The sequence below is a fragment of the Xanthobacter autotrophicus ATCC 700552 genome (assembly GCF_043194565.1).
Classification (GTDB): Bacteria; Pseudomonadota; Alphaproteobacteria; order Rhizobiales; family Xanthobacteraceae; genus Xanthobacter; species Xanthobacter autotrophicus_F.
The window spans coordinates 1-17,489 of record NZ_JBAFVS010000012.1 but is presented as its reverse complement, the minus strand read 5'-3'; the positions used below and the strand labels follow the sequence as shown (position 1 = coordinate 17,489).

At 68.2% G+C, this 17,489-nt stretch carries 16 protein-coding genes, 1 tRNA gene and 1 pseudogene; 11 read left to right on the top strand and 7 right to left on the bottom strand.

The window, feature by feature from the left end; all coding sequences use genetic code 11:
• Nucleotides 1–52: 52 nt before the first annotated feature.
• Both V5F48_RS14000 and V5F48_RS13995 read left to right on the top strand, forming a co-directional pair.
• On the top strand, nucleotides 53–427 hold the full coding sequence (locus tag V5F48_RS14000) for a hypothetical protein (protein WP_394259209.1): 375 nt from the start codon (nucleotides 53–55) through the stop codon (nucleotides 425–427).
• 248 nt (nucleotides 428–675) lie between these two features.
• The gene (locus tag V5F48_RS13995) at nucleotides 676–1,809 is read left to right on the top strand and encodes a hypothetical protein (protein WP_394259208.1); all 1,134 of its coding nucleotides are present in this window, start codon (nucleotides 676–678) and stop codon (nucleotides 1,807–1,809) included.
• A 14-nt stretch (nucleotides 1,810–1,823) separates the two neighbouring features.
• Here the strand turns inward: V5F48_RS13995 and V5F48_RS13990 are convergent, their stop codons facing one another.
• On the bottom strand, nucleotides 1,824–3,833 hold the full coding sequence (locus tag V5F48_RS13990) for a sigma-54-dependent Fis family transcriptional regulator (RefSeq protein WP_394259207.1): 2,010 nt from the start codon (nucleotides 3,831–3,833) through the stop codon (nucleotides 1,824–1,826).
• A gap of 261 nt (nucleotides 3,834–4,094) precedes the next feature.
• On the opposite strand from V5F48_RS13990, the gene adh reads away from it, so the two are divergent.
• Both adh and V5F48_RS13980 read left to right on the top strand, forming a co-directional pair.
• Nucleotides 4,095–5,615, top strand: coding sequence for an aldehyde dehydrogenase (adh, locus tag V5F48_RS13985; RefSeq protein WP_394110043.1), 1,521 nt, complete (start codon nucleotides 4,095–4,097; stop codon nucleotides 5,613–5,615).
• Between the two features lie 453 nt (nucleotides 5,616–6,068).
• Nucleotides 6,069–6,386 carry a hypothetical protein gene (locus tag V5F48_RS13980; RefSeq protein ID WP_394259206.1) on the top strand — a complete coding sequence of 106 codons (318 nt, stop codon included), beginning with the start codon at nucleotides 6,069–6,071 and terminating at the stop codon, nucleotides 6,384–6,386.
• Nucleotides 6,387–6,470: 84 nt separating this feature from the next.
• Here V5F48_RS13980 and V5F48_RS13975 read toward each other — a convergent pair whose 3' ends face one another.
• The gene (locus V5F48_RS13975) at nucleotides 6,471–7,427 is read right to left on the bottom strand and encodes a pirin family protein (protein ID WP_394259205.1); all 957 of its coding nucleotides are present in this window, start codon (nucleotides 7,425–7,427) and stop codon (nucleotides 6,471–6,473) included.
• Between the two features lie 227 nt (nucleotides 7,428–7,654).
• On the opposite strand from V5F48_RS13975, the gene V5F48_RS13970 reads away from it, so the two are divergent.
• The 4 genes from V5F48_RS13970 (at nucleotide 7,655) to V5F48_RS13955 (ending at nucleotide 10,804) form a co-directional block, all read left to right on the top strand.
• Entirely contained in the window at nucleotides 7,655–7,819 is a 165-nt protein-coding gene (locus V5F48_RS13970) for a Flp family type IVb pilin (protein WP_011995941.1), read from the top strand.
• 20 nt (nucleotides 7,820–7,839) lie between these two features.
• The gene (locus V5F48_RS13965; protein WP_394259204.1) at nucleotides 7,840–8,316 is read left to right on the top strand and encodes an A24 family peptidase; all 477 of its coding nucleotides are present in this window, start codon (nucleotides 7,840–7,842) and stop codon (nucleotides 8,314–8,316) included.
• 169 nt (nucleotides 8,317–8,485) lie between these two features.
• Nucleotides 8,486–9,853 carry a leucyl aminopeptidase family protein gene (locus V5F48_RS13960; RefSeq protein ID WP_394259203.1) on the top strand — a complete coding sequence of 456 codons (1,368 nt, stop codon included), beginning with the start codon at nucleotides 8,486–8,488 and terminating at the stop codon, nucleotides 9,851–9,853.
• 111 nt (nucleotides 9,854–9,964) lie between these two features.
• Nucleotides 9,965–10,804, top strand: coding sequence for a C40 family peptidase (locus tag V5F48_RS13955; protein WP_394259202.1), 840 nt, complete (start codon nucleotides 9,965–9,967; stop codon nucleotides 10,802–10,804).
• A gap of 193 nt (nucleotides 10,805–10,997) precedes the next feature.
• Here the strand turns inward: V5F48_RS13955 and V5F48_RS13950 are convergent, their stop codons facing one another.
• Complete coding sequence (locus V5F48_RS13950; protein ID WP_394259201.1) at nucleotides 10,998–12,662, bottom strand: sensor domain-containing diguanylate cyclase; 1,665 nt, start codon at nucleotides 12,660–12,662, stop codon at nucleotides 10,998–11,000.
• Nucleotides 12,663–12,876: 214 nt separating this feature from the next.
• On the opposite strand from V5F48_RS13950, the gene V5F48_RS13945 reads away from it, so the two are divergent.
• The gene (locus tag V5F48_RS13945; RefSeq protein WP_394259200.1) at nucleotides 12,877–13,575 is read left to right on the top strand and encodes a YggS family pyridoxal phosphate-dependent enzyme; all 699 of its coding nucleotides are present in this window, start codon (nucleotides 12,877–12,879) and stop codon (nucleotides 13,573–13,575) included.
• Between the two features lie 43 nt (nucleotides 13,576–13,618).
• Nucleotides 13,619–13,694: transfer RNA gene (locus tag V5F48_RS13940), tRNA-Glu, on the top strand.
• Between the two features lie 555 nt (nucleotides 13,695–14,249).
• Here the strand turns inward: V5F48_RS13940 and V5F48_RS13935 are convergent.
• The 3 genes and pseudogenes from V5F48_RS13935 to V5F48_RS13925 form a co-directional block, all read right to left on the bottom strand.
• A pseudogene (locus V5F48_RS13935) lies at nucleotides 14,250–15,299 on the bottom strand (recombinase family protein); the annotation flags it as partial.
• A 470-nt stretch (nucleotides 15,300–15,769) separates the two neighbouring features.
• The gene (locus V5F48_RS13930) at nucleotides 15,770–16,123 is read right to left on the bottom strand and encodes a type II toxin-antitoxin system PemK/MazF family toxin (protein ID WP_394030560.1); all 354 of its coding nucleotides are present in this window, start codon (nucleotides 16,121–16,123) and stop codon (nucleotides 15,770–15,772) included.
• A complete protein-coding gene (locus tag V5F48_RS13925; protein WP_394259199.1) occupies nucleotides 16,120–16,362 on the bottom strand; it encodes an antitoxin MazE family protein in 243 nt (80 codons plus the stop codon). The genes V5F48_RS13930 and V5F48_RS13925 overlap by 4 nt, the downstream gene beginning before the upstream one ends.
• 312 nt (nucleotides 16,363–16,674) lie before the next feature.
• Here V5F48_RS13925 and V5F48_RS13920 point away from each other — a divergent pair, with 312 nt between their 5' ends.
• Nucleotides 16,675–16,995, top strand: coding sequence for an integration host factor subunit alpha (locus V5F48_RS13920; protein ID WP_393990913.1), 321 nt, complete (start codon nucleotides 16,675–16,677; stop codon nucleotides 16,993–16,995).
• Nucleotides 16,996–17,367: 372 nt separating this feature from the next.
• On the opposite strand, the gene V5F48_RS13915 is transcribed toward V5F48_RS13920, so the two are convergent.
• On the bottom strand, nucleotides 17,368–17,489 hold a 122-nt coding region (locus V5F48_RS13915; RefSeq protein WP_394030844.1), incomplete at its 5' end, for a DUF3363 domain-containing protein.

Sequence of the window (17,489 nt, the reverse complement as noted above, 5' to 3'; positions counted from 1 at the left end):
ATAAGCGCACCGAAACCTAGGCCGACGGCCGCACGCGTGCGCAGAGGCTGACATGAATAACATCCTCAAGATTGCCGGCGCGGCCGGCCTCCTTGCCACGGCCGCTGTGACCGTGGCCGCCACCACCTTCGCCGGCGAGACCCTTCCCGCGGAACGCCAGGCCATCGTGACCCACCTCGGCGGCAAGGCCTCTGCCGTGACCTATTGGGTCAAGGATGCCAAGGGCTACGAAGTGATCACCACTCTGGACGCCGCCGCCGAGCCGGGTACCAGCCCCGCCGTGGTCCGCGTGTCCACCCTGCTCCAGCCCGGCCAGCAGCAGGTCATATCCATGCCCGGCCCGCTGGGCCGCGAAGGCGCGACGCTGAAGATCAGCCGCATCGCCGACCGTATCGAAGTGCAGAAGGTGACCGCCCTCTCCTTCTGAGGCCCACCCTTCGCACTGCAAACAAGAGGCGTCCGCTCCGGCGGGCGCCTTTTTGTTTCTGCGGGGCGCCGGCGGAGCTCCTGCGGGTTGGCGCCGAGGCGGCACGCGGCGGCGAAGGCCGGCAGCGCCCCCTGGCGGACGACGGATCAGGGTAGGGGGGCTTTCGCCTTTGCCGTCAGAGGCATGGCGCGGCCGGTGTATCTGGCCCTATGATGCCTCCTAACGATGCGGGAGGATCAACCGGCGCCATGTGGCTTGACGATCTGCGCCCCCTTCAATTCGGTGCGCCCGCCGAAAGCGAGCGGCTGAACGAAGCGGCCTACCAGGCCTTCGGCATCGCCGGGAGCGGCGCGAGCGTGGCAGACGTGGTGGGTGCCCGCCTGCCGTTCGGCCAGTTGCGGATCTTCTCGCGCAGCCCGCAGCCGCGCCGCCGGGTGCTGGTGGTGGCGCCCATGGCCGGGGCCTATCCCTTCCTCATGCGCGACCTGGTGGCGGCGCTGCTTGGCGTCGCCGACGCGGTGGCGGTCACCGAATGGCCCAATGCCCGTTACGTGCCGGTGGCGGCCGGACGGTTCGGCTTCGCCGAGAATTGCATGGAGACCGCGCAGATGGCGCGCGCGCTGGCAGGAGACGCGCTGGCCGCAGACGAGGCCGCCATCCACATCATCGGCGTCTGCCAGGGGGCGCTGCCGGCCTTCGCCGCCGCCTCCCTCCTCGCCGAGGCGGGCGCCGCGCCGGCAAGCCTCAGCCTGATCGGCGGCCCCATCGATCCCTCGCGCAACCCCACCCGCCTGTGGCGCGTGCTGCAGGAGCGCTCGCTGGAGGCGCTGGAGCGGCAGGTGATCGAGACCGTCTCCTGCGCCTTTCCCGGCGCGGGACGGCGCGTCTTCCCCGCCTGGCGGCAGATCGACGCCTTCGCCCTCTATCTGTGGCGCCAGAGCCTTTCTGGCGGCGACCTGCCGTTCCGCCTCGCCTTCGACGACGGCGATGACCCCATGCGCTTTCCCCTCGCGCGCCTGTGCTGGAACATGATGGACGTGGCGGGCGAGTTCTTCATGGAGAACGTCGCCACCGTATTCCGCGAGAATGCGCTGGCGCGGGACCGTCTCGCCGTCGCCGGGCACGACGTGCGGGCCGAAGCCCTGTCCACCACCGCCCTTCTCACGGTGGAGGGGGAGGTGGACGACATCTCGGCGCGGACCCAGACCGAGGCCGCCCACGATCTGTGCGTCAACATTCCCGCCGGTCTGAAGCGGCGGATCGTTGTGCCCCATGCGGGCCATTTCGCGCTGTTCTACGGCCGCCGCATGCGCGACACCGTGCTTCCCGCCCTTGCCGAGGTGATGCAGGCCGCCGAGGGCGTCGCCCGGCCGGCGGCCTGATCGGGCGGATGGGCTCAATGCCCGGTGCGGGACCCGCGGCCGGCGAGATGGCGGTGCAGCGTGCTGCGATGGATGCCGAGCCGGCGGGCCGCCTGCGAGACATTCCCCCCGCTGGCGGCGAGCGCGTCCTCCATGGCCGCCCGCGTCACCGCTCCCAGGTCCCTTGAAGCCGCATCACCGGCTCCGGCGGGCATGATCTCCGCCGGCCGTCCGGCGCCACGCCATTCGAGCGGGGCGCTGCGCATGTCCGCCGGCAAAGCGTCGACCCCCAGGATCTCGCCCGGCTCCGCCAGCGCCTGGAGCACCCGCAGGACGCCCACCAGCTGGCGGAAATTGCCCGGCCAGCCGTGGCCCGCCAGCGCGGAACGGCATTCGGCCGACAGGGACGGCGCATGGGGGCAGGCGCCCGCCAGTTCCGCCCAGAGGCGATCCACCAGCGCCTCGCGATCGGAGAGCGTCCGCAGCGCCGGGAGCGTCACCGTATATTGGGCGATGCGGAAATAAAGGTCGGCCCGGAAGGCGCCCTCCTCCACCCGCTGCTTCAGGTCGCGGTGGGAGGCGCAGACGAGGGCGAAATCCACCGCCACCGGGCGTCCACCGCCGAGCGGCGTCACCTCCCGCTCCTGCAGCACGCGCAGCAGGCGGCTTTGCAGGGACAGCGGCATGTCGCCGATCTCGTCGAGGAACAGCACTCCGCCGTCCGCCTCGCGGAACAGGCCTTTGAAGCCGGCACGGCGGGCGCCGGTGAAGGCGCCTTCCTCGTAGCCGAACAGCTCGGATTCGATGAGGCCTTCCGGCAGGGCCGCGCAATTGACCGCGGCAAACGGCTTGGCACCCCGGCTGCCGCGCCGGTGGATCTGGCGGGCGAAGACTTCCTTGCCGACGCCGGTCTCGCCCTGGATCAGCACCGGCACGCCGGCCTCCATGAGGCGCACGGCGCGGCCCAGATCGCGCTCGGTGGCGGTGTCGAAGCGGGGACCCGGCGGGAGCACGACTGACGCCACCGGCGGCGCGGGCTGCCGCTCCACCGGCGGGACCACCCGCGACGGGATGCTCCGCCCCGGCACGCCCTGCCGTTCGAGGCGCATGACCACGTCGCCCCGGCGCGTGCGCGCCCGCCGTTCCTCCCCGGCCTTGCCGAGGCTGCCCTCGAACAGGTCGCCGAACCGCTTGGCCTCCAGCGCATCCCAGCCGAGCCCGAGCAGGGCGAGGCCCGGGCGGTTGGCGGCGATGAGGCGATAATCCTCGAACACGAGGATGCCCTCGCGCGCCGTGCCGAGGAAGCTCGGGTCGGCGTGGAATCGCACCAGGCTGTGGTCGGGGAAGGCGCCCTCGAACATGCGGTGCTCCACCTGGCCGGCGGCGAGTTCCACCAGCGCCAGCGCGTGCAGATGCGGCACCGAGGCCGGCCCCGACAGATCGAGCAATCCCACCAGTTCGCCGAACGGGTCGTGGATGGGCGCTGCCGCACAGCTCAGGATACCGTTGGCCTCGGCATAATGCTCCGCCCCGCGCACCTCCACCGGGCGGCGCTCCACCAGCGCGGTGCCGATGGCGTTGGTGCCGGTCTCGGCCTCGCTCCAGCTCACGCCCGGGCGCAGCGCCACCTTGGCGGCCCGGTCGGCGAAGTCGGCGCTGCCCACGGTGTCGAGCACCAGGCCCGACGGATCGGTGAGGATGACGATGCTGTTCGCGGCGCGGGCGGCGGCGTGGAGCGCCTCCAGCTCCGGACGGCAGCGCCGGCGCAGGGCCTCGTGGCGCTCCCGCCGGGCGGCGAACTCGCCATCCGTCAGCGGCTCCATCCGCGACCGCGACTGCGGCCCAAGGCCCCGCGCGGCACAGCGCGTCCAGGACCGCAGGATGGGCTGCGCCAACGCGTCCTCGGCCACCGGCGCGCCGGAGAAGAAGCGGCGCCGGGCGGCAAGAACGGCTTCGGTCGCGGCGCAGGAAGACAATGCAGAGGTCGACAATGCAGGGGTCGACAGTGCAGAGGTCGACACGGCAGGCGTCGGCACAGCAGGCATCTTGGTCCCTCGCTTGGCGTTTCTCCCTGAAACACCTGTCGCAATTTGCAACAGGTGTCGCAGCTCTTGTTCTTATGTGCGTCAGTCTGGCACGACTATTCGGGGCCCGTCCAGCGGACGTTCGGGCAAGGCCTGGCGAGCGCTGGCAAAATCAAGACAGGCCAGCATCTTCCCGCAGTGCAAATAAAGCCATCGGCCGACCCCACGAGATCTGGCACGGGCGCTGCAAACCCTCTGCGCACCAACTCTCGGGAGGGAATAATGAACATACCCGCATTCCTCGCCAGCCAGCACGCCTCGCCCTTCAAGCCGCGCTACGGCAACTTTATCGGTGGCGCCTTCGTGGAGCCGGTGCACGGCCACTATTTCGAGAACACGTCGCCCATCACCGGCAAGGTGATCTGCGAAATTCCGCGCTCGGATGAAGCCGACATCGAGCGGGCGCTGGACGCCGCCCACGCCGCCAAGCGCGCCTGGGGCCGAACCTCCGCCGCCGACCGCGCCCTGGCGCTGCTCAAGATCGCCGACCGCATGGAGGCGAACCTCGACCTGCTCGCCCGCGCCGAGACCTGGGACAACGGCAAGCCCATCCGCGAGACGACGGCGGCCGACATCCCGCTCGCCATCGACCATTTCCGCTATTTTGCGGCCTGCGTGCGGGCGCAGGAAGGCGCGCTCTCGGAGATCGACCACGACACCGTCGCCTATCACTATCACGAGCCCCTCGGCGTGGTCGGCCAGATCATTCCGTGGAACTTCCCCATCCTGATGGCGGTGTGGAAGCTCGCCCCGGCGCTCGCCGCCGGCAATTGCGTGGTGCTGAAGCCCGCCGAGCAGACCCCCGCCAGCATCCTGGTGCTCGCCGAGCTGATCGGCGACCTGCTGCCCCCCGGCGTGCTCAATATCGTCAACGGCTTCGGCCTTGAAGCCGGCAAGCCGCTGGCCTCCTCCACCCGCATCTCCAAGATCGCCTTCACCGGCGAGACCGGCACCGGCCGCCTCATCATGGGCTATGCCAGCCAGAACCTCATCCCGGTGACGCTGGAGCTGGGCGGCAAGTCGCCCAACATCTTCTTCGAGGACGTGGCGGCACAGGACGACGACTTCCTCGACAAGGCGGTGGAAGGCTTCGTCATGTTCGCCCTCAACCAGGGCGAGGTCTGCACCTGCCCCAGCCGCGCGCTGGTTCAGGAAAGCATCTTCGAACGCTTCATGGAGAAGGCGCTCGCCCGCGTCGCCGCCATCAAGCAGGGCTCCCCGCTCGACCCGGCGACCATGCTCGGCGCGCAGGCCTCCAGCGAGCAGATGCACAAGATCCTGAGCTACATCGACATCGGCCGGGCCGAGGGCGCCAAGGTGCTGGCCGGCGGCGAGCGCAACGTGCTCGAAGGCGACCTCGCGGACGGCTTCTACGTGAAGCCCACCGTGTTCTTCGGCACCAACAACATGCGCATCTTCCAGGAGGAGATCTTCGGCCCCGTGGTGTCGGTCGCCACCTTCAAGGACGAGGAAGAAGCCCTCTCCATCGCCAACGACACGCTGTTCGGCCTCGGTGCCGGCGTGTGGACCCGCGACGGCTCGCGCGCCTATCGCATGGGCCGCGAGATCCAGGCCGGCCGGGTGTGGACCAATTGCTACCACGCCTATCCCGCCCATGCGGCGTTCGGCGGCTACAAGCAGTCCGGCATCGGTCGCGAGACCCACAAGATGATGCTCGACCACTATCAGCAGACCAAGAACCTGCTGGTGAGCTACAGCCCCAAGAAGCTCGGCTTCTTCTGAGCCTTGCTTCTTCCAAGGCCCGTTCCGGGTTCGGCGCTGTCCGGACCCGGGATGTTCCAAGTTTGCCCCCCTCCCGGGGCATCTTGCCGGGGGTGGCCCGGAGCCGGACCCGTTCAGGTGAAGCAGCCGGAGCGGTGAATTCGGCTCCAAACCCTGCAAGGGAGAACCTGCTGAAGGCGCTCCCGGTCTCGCGTTCGGCGTCCACCTGCGCGCGTCCTCGGCGCGGGGGCCGGTTGCGGCCACCCCCGGCTCTTTCTTCTCGCACCACCTTCGAACGGAGGGTCGACAGCCATGCGACTGGACCGGAGACCCGATTCCCCCGGGTCTCCGGCGTCGGCGCGCAGCCGCTACCCGATCACGCAATCGCCAGCATCGAAACGGGAACGCAAGGCCGGCACGCGCGTTGATTCCAGGCAGCGGAGACGGTGTTTCCGCATGCTGGAGGATGTTGCCGTGAACAGCAGGCCATCTGTGTCTCCGGACCAATCCGCCCAGACCGAAGCCCGGCTGGACGAGGCGCTGGAGGAGAGCTTCCCGGCCAGCGATCCCCCGGCCGTTTCGCGTCCCGACCCCGCGCCGAAGCAGCATCCCGCCCCCTCAGGGCCGGACGAAGCCGCGCGTGCCGCAGGATGCGAGCACAAGGCTCACGATTCCAGGACCCTCGACGAGGCCCTCGACGAGACCTTTCCGGCCAGCGATCCCCCGGCCATCGTCCAGCCGCACGGCTCGGACGAAAACGATGAGGCGGCGCAGAACTGCCCCCTCCCGTGATCTTGGGCCGTGATCTTGGGCCGTAATCTTGGCCGTGAACTTGGGACCATAACGCGGCCCCGGCCCCCTTCGCTCGCAGCGGCTTTACGGGCGGGGGGCCTGCGGCCGCGGACGGCCGGCGCCATCCTCGGGGGCAGGGATGAACTCGTCGTGGTCCATGGGGATGAGGTCGAACCGGCCCGCCCGCCACGCCGCCTTGGCGGCGTCGAGCCGCTCCAGATCCGAAGAGACGAAATTCCACCAGATGTAGCGCGGGCCTTCCAGCGGCTCGCCGCCCATGAGCATGAGCCGCGCCGGCGTGATCGCCCGTGCGCTGGTGGCAAGGCCCCGGCGGATGACCAGCATGCGCCCCGGCTCGAAGGTCACGCCGTCCACCTCCACCTCGCCCTCCAGCGTGAACACCGCCCGGTCCTCAAAGGTGTGGTCGATGGGCAGGCACGCGCCGGGCGCCAGCGTGACTTCGGCATAGGTGGCGGGCGAGGCCAGCGCCACCGGAGACACTGCGCCATAGGCGCTACCGAGGATGATCCGGGCGGTCACGCGGCCATCGGACACCACGGGCAGGTCCTCGGCGCTGGTGTGCAGGAAATCCGGGGCGTCCTCCTCCCGCGCCTTGGGCAAAGCGATCCAGCTCTGGATGCCGAACAGCGGGCCGCCGCGGTCCTTCACAATCGCCTCGTGCCGCTCGGAATGGACGATGCCGCGGCCGGCAGTCATCAGGTTCACCGCACCCGGCGCGATCACCCGCTCGTTGCCCAGGCTGTCGCGGTGGACCATGCTGCCGTCGAACAGATAGGTGACGGTGGCGAGCCCGATATGGGGATGCGGGCGCACATCCTGCGCCTGATGGGCGGTGAAGCGCACCGGTCCCATGCGATCGAAGAAGATGAACGGCCCGATCATCTGCCCCTGGGGCGAGGGCAGCACGCGGGCCACCTCCATGCCGCCGATGTCGTGCGCCCGCGGGATGATCACCGTCTCCACCGCGTCGCAGCTGCGCCCGTCTCCGGGGATGGGATCGGGGCAAGGGGCAAAGCTCATCGCGGCCACTCCTTGGCGGGGACTCTTCGTCGAAGCTTGCCCCGATCGCGCGGCTCGGTCAAAGGGCGCCCTCGGCGGTTGCGCGAGACAGGGGAGCATTAACCCTCAGATCAGCCAGAGGCCCCAGAGGGGCATTTGCGGGCGCGTTCTTTACTTCCCCGCAAGGGGGCACCCCTAGCGTCGGCTCCACCGCGGCGCATCTGCCGCGCGGCATCGGATTTCAAGCCATGAAGCTATTGTTTTGGCGCTTCATCAGGGAGGAAGAGGGCTCCACCGCCCTCGAATACGGGCTCATCGCCGCGGGCCTCTCCATCGCCATTGTCACCGTCCTGGTGCAGATCGCCGCCACCTTCGCCCGGCTCCAGGCGTCTTCGGCCGCGGCCGGAAACTGACGGAGCGGACAGGCGAACCCATGCAGGCGGCCCAATTCCTCCTTCTCGGGCTCTATCCCGCCGCCCTGTGCACCTGCATCGGAACGGACATCGCCCGCCGCATTATTCCCAATGCGGTCATTGCCGCCCTGCTCCTCGGCTTCCTGGCCCTCGCAAGTCTCACCCCGCTGCCCGACCTGTCCCTGCGCCTGCTGCTGGCGGCGGCAATCACGGCGCTCGGCTTCTCCCTGTTCGCGGAAAATGTGGTCGGGGCGGGCGACGCCAAGCTCGCCGGGGTCCTGATACTGTGGACGGACCCGGCGCAGCTGCCGTTGTTCGTGCTTGCCTGCGGCCTCATCGGCGGCGGCCTCACCCTCGCCGCCTGCGCGTTGCGCCCTCCGGCGGCACAGCCGGACAGGACCGTCGCTGCCCCGGCCCGGACCATTCCCTATGGCGTCGCCCTGGCCGGCGCCGGGCTGCTGCTGCATCCCTACTCCAGCCTGCTCGGCACCGGCTGACCCCGCCGCGCCGCCGATGGCGGTGACGCGTCACGGGCGATTTACCGCTGGCGGGGCCACGAAACCGTTGCCATGCCAGCGGATCGCGCTTTAGGCATTGGTCACAGGTCCTTTCGCGTGCCGCGCCGCCGCGTCCCATGCCACGCGGACGGCGCGCAGGAGTTCATTCATGCTCGATTGCATTGCCCCCGCCTCGTCCCTGAGCCTTCCCGTCTGGTGCGTCACCAAGGAGACCTTCGCGTCCGCCGCCGTGCCGGAGCCGGCCCGGGCCTTTGCCGAGGCTGCGGGCTTCGGCGGTGAAGCCGGGAAGCTGCTGCTGGTGCCCGCTGCCGAGGGGGGACTTGCCGGCGCCCTGTTCGGCGTCGCGGCAGGCCCCCGCGCGGATGCCTTTGCCGCCGGCGCCCTGCCCGGCCTTCTGCCCGCGGGCGCGTGGCGGCTGGAAGGCGAGGTCGCGAGCCCGCGCCTCGCCGCGCTGGCGTTCGCCCTGGGCACCTACCGCTTCACCCGCTACAAGGCCGCCGCCGGCCGGGACGTGCGCCTCGTGCTCCCCGAAGGCGTGGACGCCGACGCCCTGGTGCGCACCGTCGAGGCGGTGACCCTCACCCGCGATCTCGTGAACACCCCCGCCAACGACCTCGGCCCGCCCGAGCTGGAGGACGCCGCCCGCGCGCTGGCGGCGCGGCACGGCGCCGCCTTCCGCTCGGTCACCGGCGAGCGGCTGCTGGCGGAGAATTTCCCCATGATCCATGCGGTGGGCCGCGCCGCCGACCGTGCGCCGCGCCTCATCGAGATCCGCGCCGGCGATCCCGCCCACCCCAAGGTGACGCTGGTGGGCAAGGGCGTGGCCTTCGACACCGGCGGGCTCGACCTGAAGCCCTCCTCCGCCATGCTGCTGATGAAGAAGGACATGGGCGGCGCGGCCAACGCGCTCGGCCTCGCCCATCTCCTGCTCTCCCGCGGCGCGAAGGTGAACCTGCGGGTGCTGATTCCCGCCGTGGAGAATTCCGTCTCGGCCTCCGCCTTCCGGCCCGGCGACATCCTGAAAAGCCGCAAGGGCCTTTCCGTGGAAATCGGCAATACAGACGCCGAAGGCCGCCTGGTGCTCGCCGACGCCCTCGCCCTCGCCGGCGAGGAGGCGCCCGAGCTGGTGATCGATTTCGCCACCCTCACCGGTGCGGCGCGGGTGGCGCTGGGGCCGCAGCTGCCAGCCGCCTTCACCCCGGACGAGGACCTCGCCGCCGATCTCGCCCGCCACGCCATGGTGGAGGCCGACCCGCTGTGGCGCCTGCCGCTATGGGCGCCCTACCAGGGCATGCTCGACTCCAAGATCGCGGACACCAACAACGTGTCGTCGGGCGGCTTGGCCGGCGCCATCACCGCCGCCCTGTTCCTGGAGAAGTTCGTGGGCGCCGCCCGCGCCTGGCTGCATCTCGACCTGTTCGCCTGGAACGCCAGCGCCCGGCCCGGCCGGCCCGAAGGCGGCGAGGCCCAGACCATCCGCGCCCTGGATGCGCTGCTGGCCGAGCGCTACGGCTAGAGCGTTTTCCGTTCGCATTGGCTCACGGGAAACGCTCTAGACTCTCTGGTTGACGCGTTTTCTTCACGCGAACCGGTGCCCACTTCGCTCGAAAACGCTCTAAGGCCCGCCATGTTGTCCGATCCCCGTCTCACCCCGGCCCGCCCGGATCTCGCCTCCGCTGCCCTGAAGGGGCAGGTGGAGGCCGCCCGCTACGTGGACGGCGACATCCGCCGCGTGGCGGTGCCGGTGGCCCCGCTGCGCCGCCGTCCCGCCGGCGATGCCCCGCTCGAAACCCAGGGCCTGTTCGGCGAGACCGTCCGCGTGTTCGAGGATGATCCCGAGGGCTGGTCGTGGGTCCAACTCGAGGCCGACCACTATGTGGGCTACATGCCCACGGAAGCGCTCGCCGCTCCGGGCGCCGAACCCACCCACCGCGTGAGCGCACTGCGCACCTTCCTGTTCCCCGGCCCCGACATCAAGCTGCCCCCGCGCGAGGCGCTGGTGCTCGGCAGCGCGGTGGCGGTGACGCAGATGCGCGGCGGCTTCGCGGTCACGCCCGACGGCTTCCTGCCCGCCGTGCATCTTGCCGAGCGCGCGGAGCGGGAGGGCGATTTCGTCGCCGTGGCAGCACGCTTCCTCGGCGTGCCCTACCTCTGGGGCGGTCGCTCCAGCCTCGGCCTCGACTGCTCCGGCCTGGTGCAGACGGCGCTCGCCGCCACCGGCGTTGCCGCCCCGCGCGACAGCGACATGCAGGAAGCCGCCCTCGGCGTGGCGTTGCCGCTGGACGCGGAACTCCGGCGCGGCGACTTGCTGTTCTGGCCGGGCCATGTGGGCATCGTGGAGGCGGCGGACACCCTGCTGCACGCCAATGCCTTCCACATGGCGGTGGCCCGCGAGCCCGTGGGCGAGGCGCTGACGCGCATCGCGGCGGCGGGACTGGCCTTGCGCAGCATCCGCCGGCTCGCCTGAGGCGGAGGGCAACCGGCGCGTGCTCTAGCGCATTTCCCCGTTTCACCGCATCGGTGAAACACTCTAGGTTATTGAGTTGACGCGTTTTCTTTACGCGAACCGGTATCCACTTCGCTCGAAAGCGCCCTCTAAACTTAAAGAAAGAGAACGCGTTATCCGATCAGATTGCGATGCAATCTGATCGGCGCGTGCTCTAGTTGAAGGTGCCGTTCGCCCCGCCAGCGAGCCGGTCGGCCTGGGTGACCACCTTGTCCCGCCCCGACCGCTTGGCCTCGTAGAGCGCGGCATCGGCGGCGGCCACCAGCGTGTCGGGGCTGCCCTCCAGCGTGGGAGTGGTGCTGGCCACGCCGAAGCTGGCCGTCAGGCGGCGGCGGGGCGAGGCCGGATGGGGAATGGCCACCTCGCTCAAAAGCCGGCGGACATCCTCGGCGAACGCCAGGCCCGCCGCCAGATCCGCTCCGGACATCAGAACGATGAATTCCTCGCCGCCGTAGCGGGCGACGAGATGGCTCGTCCCCGTCGCCGCCGCCGACAGCATGCGCGCCACGGCGCGCAGGGCCTCGTCTCCGGACAGGTGCCCGCGCGCATCGTTGAACGCCTTGAAGTGGTCCACATCCAGCATCACCAGGGTCAAGGGGGCGCCGTCGCCGCGGGCGCGCACCCAATCCTGGGAGAATTGCACGTCGAAGGTGCGGCGGTTGGCAAGGCCGGTGAGCCCATCGGTGCGGGCGAGGGAGGCGAGGCGCCCGTTCATGCTGCGCAGCTCGCTGTTGCGCTGGGACAGGCGGCGGGCCATCTCGTTGAACGCCCGCACCAGCGGAGCGAACTCGGCCACGTCGTTGTCCTTCACATGGTCGGCTTCGCCGCGGCCCACGGCGGCAACCGAGCGCGTCAGCCGCGCGATGGGTGTGATGACGATGCGCTCGGCGGCAAACCACGACACCAGCAGGAAACAGGCCAGCGCCGCGAAATGCGCCAGCGCCGTGGTCTGGATCTTGCGGTCGATGGGGGTGAGGACCTTGGCGGTGTCGATGCCCACCACCACGCGCAGGTCCAGCCCCTCGAAGCGGTTGAAGGCGAAGATCCGTTCCTTTCCGTCATAGCCGATGGTGGTGACGACGCCCTCGTCGACGGCCACGATCTTGCGCGTCAGCGGATGGTCCGGGAAACGGTGCTCCACGATGTCGGCCAGGGTCGGATAGCGCACCAGCACGGCCCCGCCTTCGCCCACCACATCCACGACCGCACCCGCCTCGACGGCACTTCCGGCGGCGATGCGCGAAAGCCACTGCAGGTCGAGGATGATGCCGGAGACGGCAAGCGGCTTCCCGCCCGGTGCGCGCTCGGTGCGCATCAGGAACACGGAGTTCTGGCCGCTGAAGCGCGAAAAGAACAGCTCGGTCAAGACCATGTCCTCGGCGGCGAGCGCTTCCTGAAAAAACGGCTGGTCGGCAATATTGACGCCCATGGCGAACGGCGCATGGGCGCACTTCACATCGCCGTCGGGGGTGGCGACGAAAACGCCCTGGATCCCGGCCACCTCGTTGGCGAGCCGGGTCACGAAGGGGATGCAGGTGTCCGCATCCTCCAGCAGGTCTTCCGATTGCCGCGACACCACGTCGAGCACGGTGCGGGCCCGCGTCAGTCCTTCGAGCTGGGCGAGCGTGGCGCGGCGGACCAGATCGCGCACATCGTCCTCAAGCGACCGGATCTGATCCTGACGATCCGCGAAGAGAGCGATGATGCGCTCAACGGAGAGCGGCACGGCAACGAGGCAGATGAGGAAAAGAATGCGCAGGCGCAGGCTGGAAAGCCGTCTCGAAGCGACTGGCGCCTCTTCGCCTCTACGCTCGACCATGCTCGGCCATGCCTCCTGAGGACGGAAACGCGAAACGGCCGCCCAGTGTCTTGTAAACGCTTCTTGATCGGATGGGGAGATCGGTCCATCTGCTGGCGGATGGACAGGTCCCACGGGGGGCGGCCAGACCCCGAGTTCAGTGTTTATCGCATTTTTCGTCAAGCGCAGCGGTATCCCCGCATCCAGAATAGTCCGGTCAAGGGGTCGAGGTATCATGAACAGGCAAGCCGAGGCGCAGGACGCCGCGCCGGGTCTTCAGGCGGTGCGCACGCAGATCCTGTCCGCCTGCCACGACAGCGGGCGTGATCCGGCCGCCGTGACGTTGGTGGCCGTCTCCAAGACCTTCCCGGCACCGGAGATCGTGCCGGTGATTGCCGCTGGCCAGCGGGTGTTCGGCGAGAACCGGGTGCAGGAGGCGCAAGGCAAGTGGCCCGCATTGTGCGCGGCGCATCCGGGCATCGAACTGCATCTCATCGGGCCGCTCCAGTCCAACAAGGCGCGCGAGGCGGTGGCGCTGTTCGATGTGATCCATACGGTGGACCGGCCGAAGATTGCCGTCGCGCTGGCCGAGGAGATGGCGCGCCAGGGCCGGCGCCCGCGCCTGTTCGTGCAGGTGAACACCGGAGCCGAGCCGCAGAAGGCCGGCGTATTACCCGAAGCGGCGGATGCCTTCATCGCCGAGTGCCGCGAGCGGCACGCCCTGGAGATTTTCGGCCTGATGTGCATTCCGCCGGCGACGGATGTGGCCGACCCGCATTTTGCGCTGCTGTCCAAGATCGCGGCGCGCAACGGTGTTTTGGGGCTTTCCATGGGCATGAGCGCCGACTTTCCGGCCGCCATCCGCCAGGGCGCGACGCACGTGCGTGTGGGCAGCGCCATCTTTGGCCACAGATCCTTGCCCACGGAGGCTTGAAGTCCCCGCCGAACGCCGCTATAGAGCACCCCTCCCGCGAGATGCTCCCATCGTCTAGCGGTCTAGGACGTCGCCCTCTCACGGCGAAAACAGGGGTTCGATTCCCCTTGGGAGCGCCACTTGCGTACAAAGCCGCGAACCCCCGGATGGGTGGCTTGATCGGCGCGTACGGCCCGTTCCAGCACTGTCTTTGAACCGTGGATGCGGATGACGTGGTCATCGACCTCCACGGCGTCGATCAGAGATCGCAGATAGGCCTTGCGGAACGGCACCGTACCTTCGGTGATGTTGGTGCGCATGAGCTGGCCGAACCGGGCAATCCGGTCCGGGTCCAGCCGCCCGGCTACGCCCCGGTTCGTGATCCGCTCCAAGGCGGACTTGGCGCGGTCGCGGTCGGACTTGAGCGCTGTAATGCGCTCCTTCAGCATATCGTCGAGGTCGGTGAGACCATCCTCCACCAGTTCGTAGAGCCGCCGGAGCTTGTCTTCCGTGGCTCCGGCTTCGCGGCGCAAATCCTCGATCCGGCCTTGGACCTCGGCATCGGCCTTCATCCGCCGGTCGGCAACGGACTGGAGCAAAGCCTCCAATCGTTCGGGGAGAAGAATGCGCTCGGCGACATGCTCGGTCACGAGCCGGTCGAGCTTGTCCATCGGGACCGAGCGGCCCTTGCAGGCCGCCTCGCCCACGCGAGCGGAGGACGAACAACTATAATAGCGGTAGACCCTGCCGGTCTTCGACGTGCCGGTGCGCAGGGTCATGGCGCAGCCGCAGGACGCGCAATAGGCAAGGCCGGTCAGAAGGATCGGTCCGGTGATGGCCCGCGGCGGGCTGTTCTGCGGGCTCTTGGCCTTCAGCGTCTTCTGCACCTTGTCGAAGATGGTGCGGTCGATCATGGCCGGAACGGAGATGGGGATGACCTCGGTCTGGGGCTTCACCTGCCCGGTCTTGGCGTTGCGCTTGTTGAAGCTCCACGCCCCCACATAGACGGTGTTGGTCAGGATGCCGTGTACCGTGCCGACACCGAACCTCGCGCCGAGCCGCGTGCGATAGCCCTTGGCGTTGAGGTGCTTGGTGATCTCCTTGATGCCCATGGGGCCGGAGGTGCCGTCACCCTGCAGATAAAGGTCGAACATGAGCCGGACGAGTTCGGCCTCGACGGGATCGACGATGATCCGCTTCTTGGTGCGGTGGCCACGCTTCTCCACCTCTTCGAGGGTGAAGCCGAGGGGCAGGCGCGCCCCGTTGTAGAAGCCCTGCCGTGCGTTCTCTTTCATCGCGCGGAGGACATGCTTGGCATTCTCGCGGGACTGGTATTCGTCGAACAGGGCGATGACCTGTCGCATCATCACCTGGGCCGGATCGTCCCCGAGTTCCTGGGTGATGGAAACGAGCCGCACGCCGTGCTTGGCGAGACGGCGGATGTACATCTCCAGCCCGAAGGCGTCACGGAAGAAACGGCTGAAGCTGTGGACGACGACGACATCGAACGGATGGTCGTCGTCGCACGCCCGCTCGATCATCCGCTGGAACTCGTGCCGATTGTCGTCCATGGCGGAGGCGCCGGGCTCGACATATTCGGCGAGGACCGGCCACCCCTGCCGCTGGCAATAGGAGGCGGTCTGAAGGCGCTGGTCTGGGATGGAGAGATCGACCTCGGCCTGCCGGGTGGTCGAGACCCTGAGATAGAGCGCGGCGCGGCTCGCAACAGGCAGGGTCACATTCATGGCCGGACTTCCCCTCGCTTCGGTGCCGTCACTTCAGAAGCGCGTCGATCGCCTGCCGCAGGAAGGCTTCGATCACATCGACTTCATCGGCGGTGATCGGGACGGTCGAAGGCCAATCGTCGGTAACGTGCCAGACGCCCGAATCATGCGCATGAGAGTCTTGCGGCGCAAGGCGTTTCAGAGATTTTCCGCACCTTCCGATGCCGGGATTCGATCCTTTGGACGGTGATCCGACGGCAGGGCCAGAAGATGGGATCGCCTCTTCGCAGAACGCGACGGTTCTTGTCTTCCTTCGAGGACGGGGGCGTGACCGGAGCATGTCCACAGGATCACGCCATCGGACAAGTTCAAGAATAGCCTAATTTTACGTCGGGCTACGATCTCGTAGAGCAGCGCGAAAATACTTATCCGATACGGAAAGAGAGAAGCGTAGCGGGGAAGCTATAACGCAAGGACTGCTCACGCCGGTTCTATGACCGCCGCTTCGCTCCGGAAGATGCGGCCAATCCGAGGAAGACCACGATGGCCCGGTTGAGGCGCAGGACATCCTCATCATCCAGGCGCCCGACGCGCATCCCGACCTTGGATTTCGGGACGGTCGTGATCTTGTCCACCATCAGGCGGCACGTGGTCCTGAGCCCGTTGCGCGCGTTGGGCGCCACGGGAAGGCGGAACAGGGGTGCGTCGGACTCGTCGGTGGTGAAGGCGCAAATGGTGATCGAATCCGTGGCGTCAAAGGTATCATCCTGGACGATGACAACGGGACGTGGCTTGCCCGCATAGTCCTTGCCGCCGGCGACGGTCCAGATGTCACCGCGCCTCATTCATCACCCCAATCCGATGCCGCGTCGATGAAGGCCTGATCCTCACCGGCATGGGGGCTCGTCGCGACGGCCAGCGACTGGCGATGTGCCTCCGACCGGAAGGACGGTGCGCGCACGTCGGGCACCCAGATCTGGATGGGCCGCAAGCCCTGGGACCGCAGACGCGCGCGATAATCCCGGACCTTCACGCGGGAGGACTTGGGCGTCGATGCCGTGGGCACGTGATAGGACCTCGTCATGGTTACATGTAACCTAGCAGGAAGACCCGCCTGCAACCAGTGCTTTCGATGCGGAGTGTTTCGAACTGCATCATCGACGAGAACGCAAATGGCCGCCCGCCGCCCTGCCGTTTTAGGCGCCTTTGCATTGACCTTCCCGCGCGTGCATAGCTAGTTTGCGAGGAACATAGCTCGCCGATACAGGGGTGCGCGAGAGCGTGGCGTTTGTCACATTGATGGGTCCTGCTCTGCTGAAATCGATCGGGGTCTAATGCGAGACCCTGGGCGTGGTGGGTCGCAGAGCTGCGTGAGCTTTCTGGGGCTGGAGGATAAATGGCTGGTCGGACCATAACGCGGGTGGATCTGTGTGAGGCGGTTTATCAGCAGGTGGGGCTGTCTCGCATCGAGTCCGCCCAGTTCGTCGAGATGGTCCTCAAGGAGATTGCCGACTGCCTCGCGCGCGGCGAGACAGTGAAATTGGCGTCCTTCGGCTCCTTCGTCGTCCGCGAGAAGGGTCAGCGCATCGGCCGCAATCCCAAGACCGGGCAGGAAGTGCCCATCGCGCCGCGCCGAGTGATGGTCTTCAAGCCGTCGAGCATCCTCAAGAGCCGCATCAACGGCATACCTTCGGATGGGGCCGCCGACGGGGATTGATGCGAATTCCTTCAGGCACGGCGGTGCGGCCGGAAGAAACTGCAGCTTTCATTTCCTTGGGTGGCGGAACAGCTTTTGTTCAAAACCTACTGCGAAGAGGCGCCTTTTCAGAAGACACACCAGGCTCTCGATCCAAGCCTATGCCTCCCCGCACGTCGTTCGATCCTTTGCAATCGCTCTTGGAGCGCCCACGCTCCCAATCCGCCTTATCTGCTTGCCGAGCCCTTGCCGGGCCGGGGGCAGCCGGTCAAGGCCGTGAGCCGCGCAGCGGGGGCGCGCCAGCGCCAGCCTTGAGGGGCTGGCTCAGGTCCGGCCCAATGCTTCGCAGCAGACAAGGCCTGCCCGCAGTGTTGCCGTTCGTCGGGGAACTTCTCATAGCCCCAGCCCGCGTTTGCGTCCGAAGCCCCATTCGATACCGCCGTCATCGCGCATGGTACCGGTGATGTGCTGATTGATGCGTTTTTCGAGGACCGGCTGCCACGGCACGAGCTGGA

What these genes read in the sequence shown, in the direction of transcription:
- V5F48_RS13925 (WP_394259199.1), bottom strand. Translation starts at nt 16,362, where the DNA reads ATGACGAGGTCCTATCACGTGCCCACGGCATCGACGCCCAAGTCCTCC.
- V5F48_RS13990 (WP_394259207.1), bottom strand. Translation starts at nt 3,833, where the DNA reads ATGCCTGCTGTGCCGACGCCTGCCGTGTCGACCTCTGCACTGTCGACC.
- adh (WP_394110043.1), top strand. Translation starts at nt 4,095, where the DNA reads ATGAACATACCCGCATTCCTCGCCAGCCAGCACGCCTCGCCCTTCAAG.
- V5F48_RS13955 (WP_394259202.1), top strand. Translation starts at nt 9,965, where the DNA reads ATGTTGTCCGATCCCCGTCTCACCCCGGCCCGCCCGGATCTCGCCTCC.
- V5F48_RS13945 (WP_394259200.1), top strand. Translation starts at nt 12,877, where the DNA reads ATGAACAGGCAAGCCGAGGCGCAGGACGCCGCGCCGGGTCTTCAGGCG.
- V5F48_RS13995 (WP_394259208.1), top strand. Translation starts at nt 676, where the DNA reads ATGTGGCTTGACGATCTGCGCCCCCTTCAATTCGGTGCGCCCGCCGAA.
- V5F48_RS13975 (WP_394259205.1), bottom strand. Translation starts at nt 7,427, where the DNA reads ATGAGCTTTGCCCCTTGCCCCGATCCCATCCCCGGAGACGGGCGCAGC.
- V5F48_RS13970 (WP_011995941.1), top strand. Translation starts at nt 7,655, where the DNA reads ATGAAGCTATTGTTTTGGCGCTTCATCAGGGAGGAAGAGGGCTCCACC.
- V5F48_RS13960 (WP_394259203.1), top strand. Translation starts at nt 8,486, where the DNA reads ATGCTCGATTGCATTGCCCCCGCCTCGTCCCTGAGCCTTCCCGTCTGG.
- V5F48_RS13950 (WP_394259201.1), bottom strand. Translation starts at nt 12,662, where the DNA reads ATGGTCGAGCGTAGAGGCGAAGAGGCGCCAGTCGCTTCGAGACGGCTT.
- V5F48_RS13920 (WP_393990913.1), top strand. Translation starts at nt 16,675, where the DNA reads ATGGCTGGTCGGACCATAACGCGGGTGGATCTGTGTGAGGCGGTTTAT.
- V5F48_RS13965 (WP_394259204.1), top strand. Translation starts at nt 7,840, where the DNA reads ATGCAGGCGGCCCAATTCCTCCTTCTCGGGCTCTATCCCGCCGCCCTG.
- V5F48_RS13930 (WP_394030560.1), bottom strand. Translation starts at nt 16,123, where the DNA reads ATGAGGCGCGGTGACATCTGGACCGTCGCCGGCGGCAAGGACTATGCG.
- V5F48_RS14000 (WP_394259209.1), top strand. Translation starts at nt 53, where the DNA reads ATGAATAACATCCTCAAGATTGCCGGCGCGGCCGGCCTCCTTGCCACG.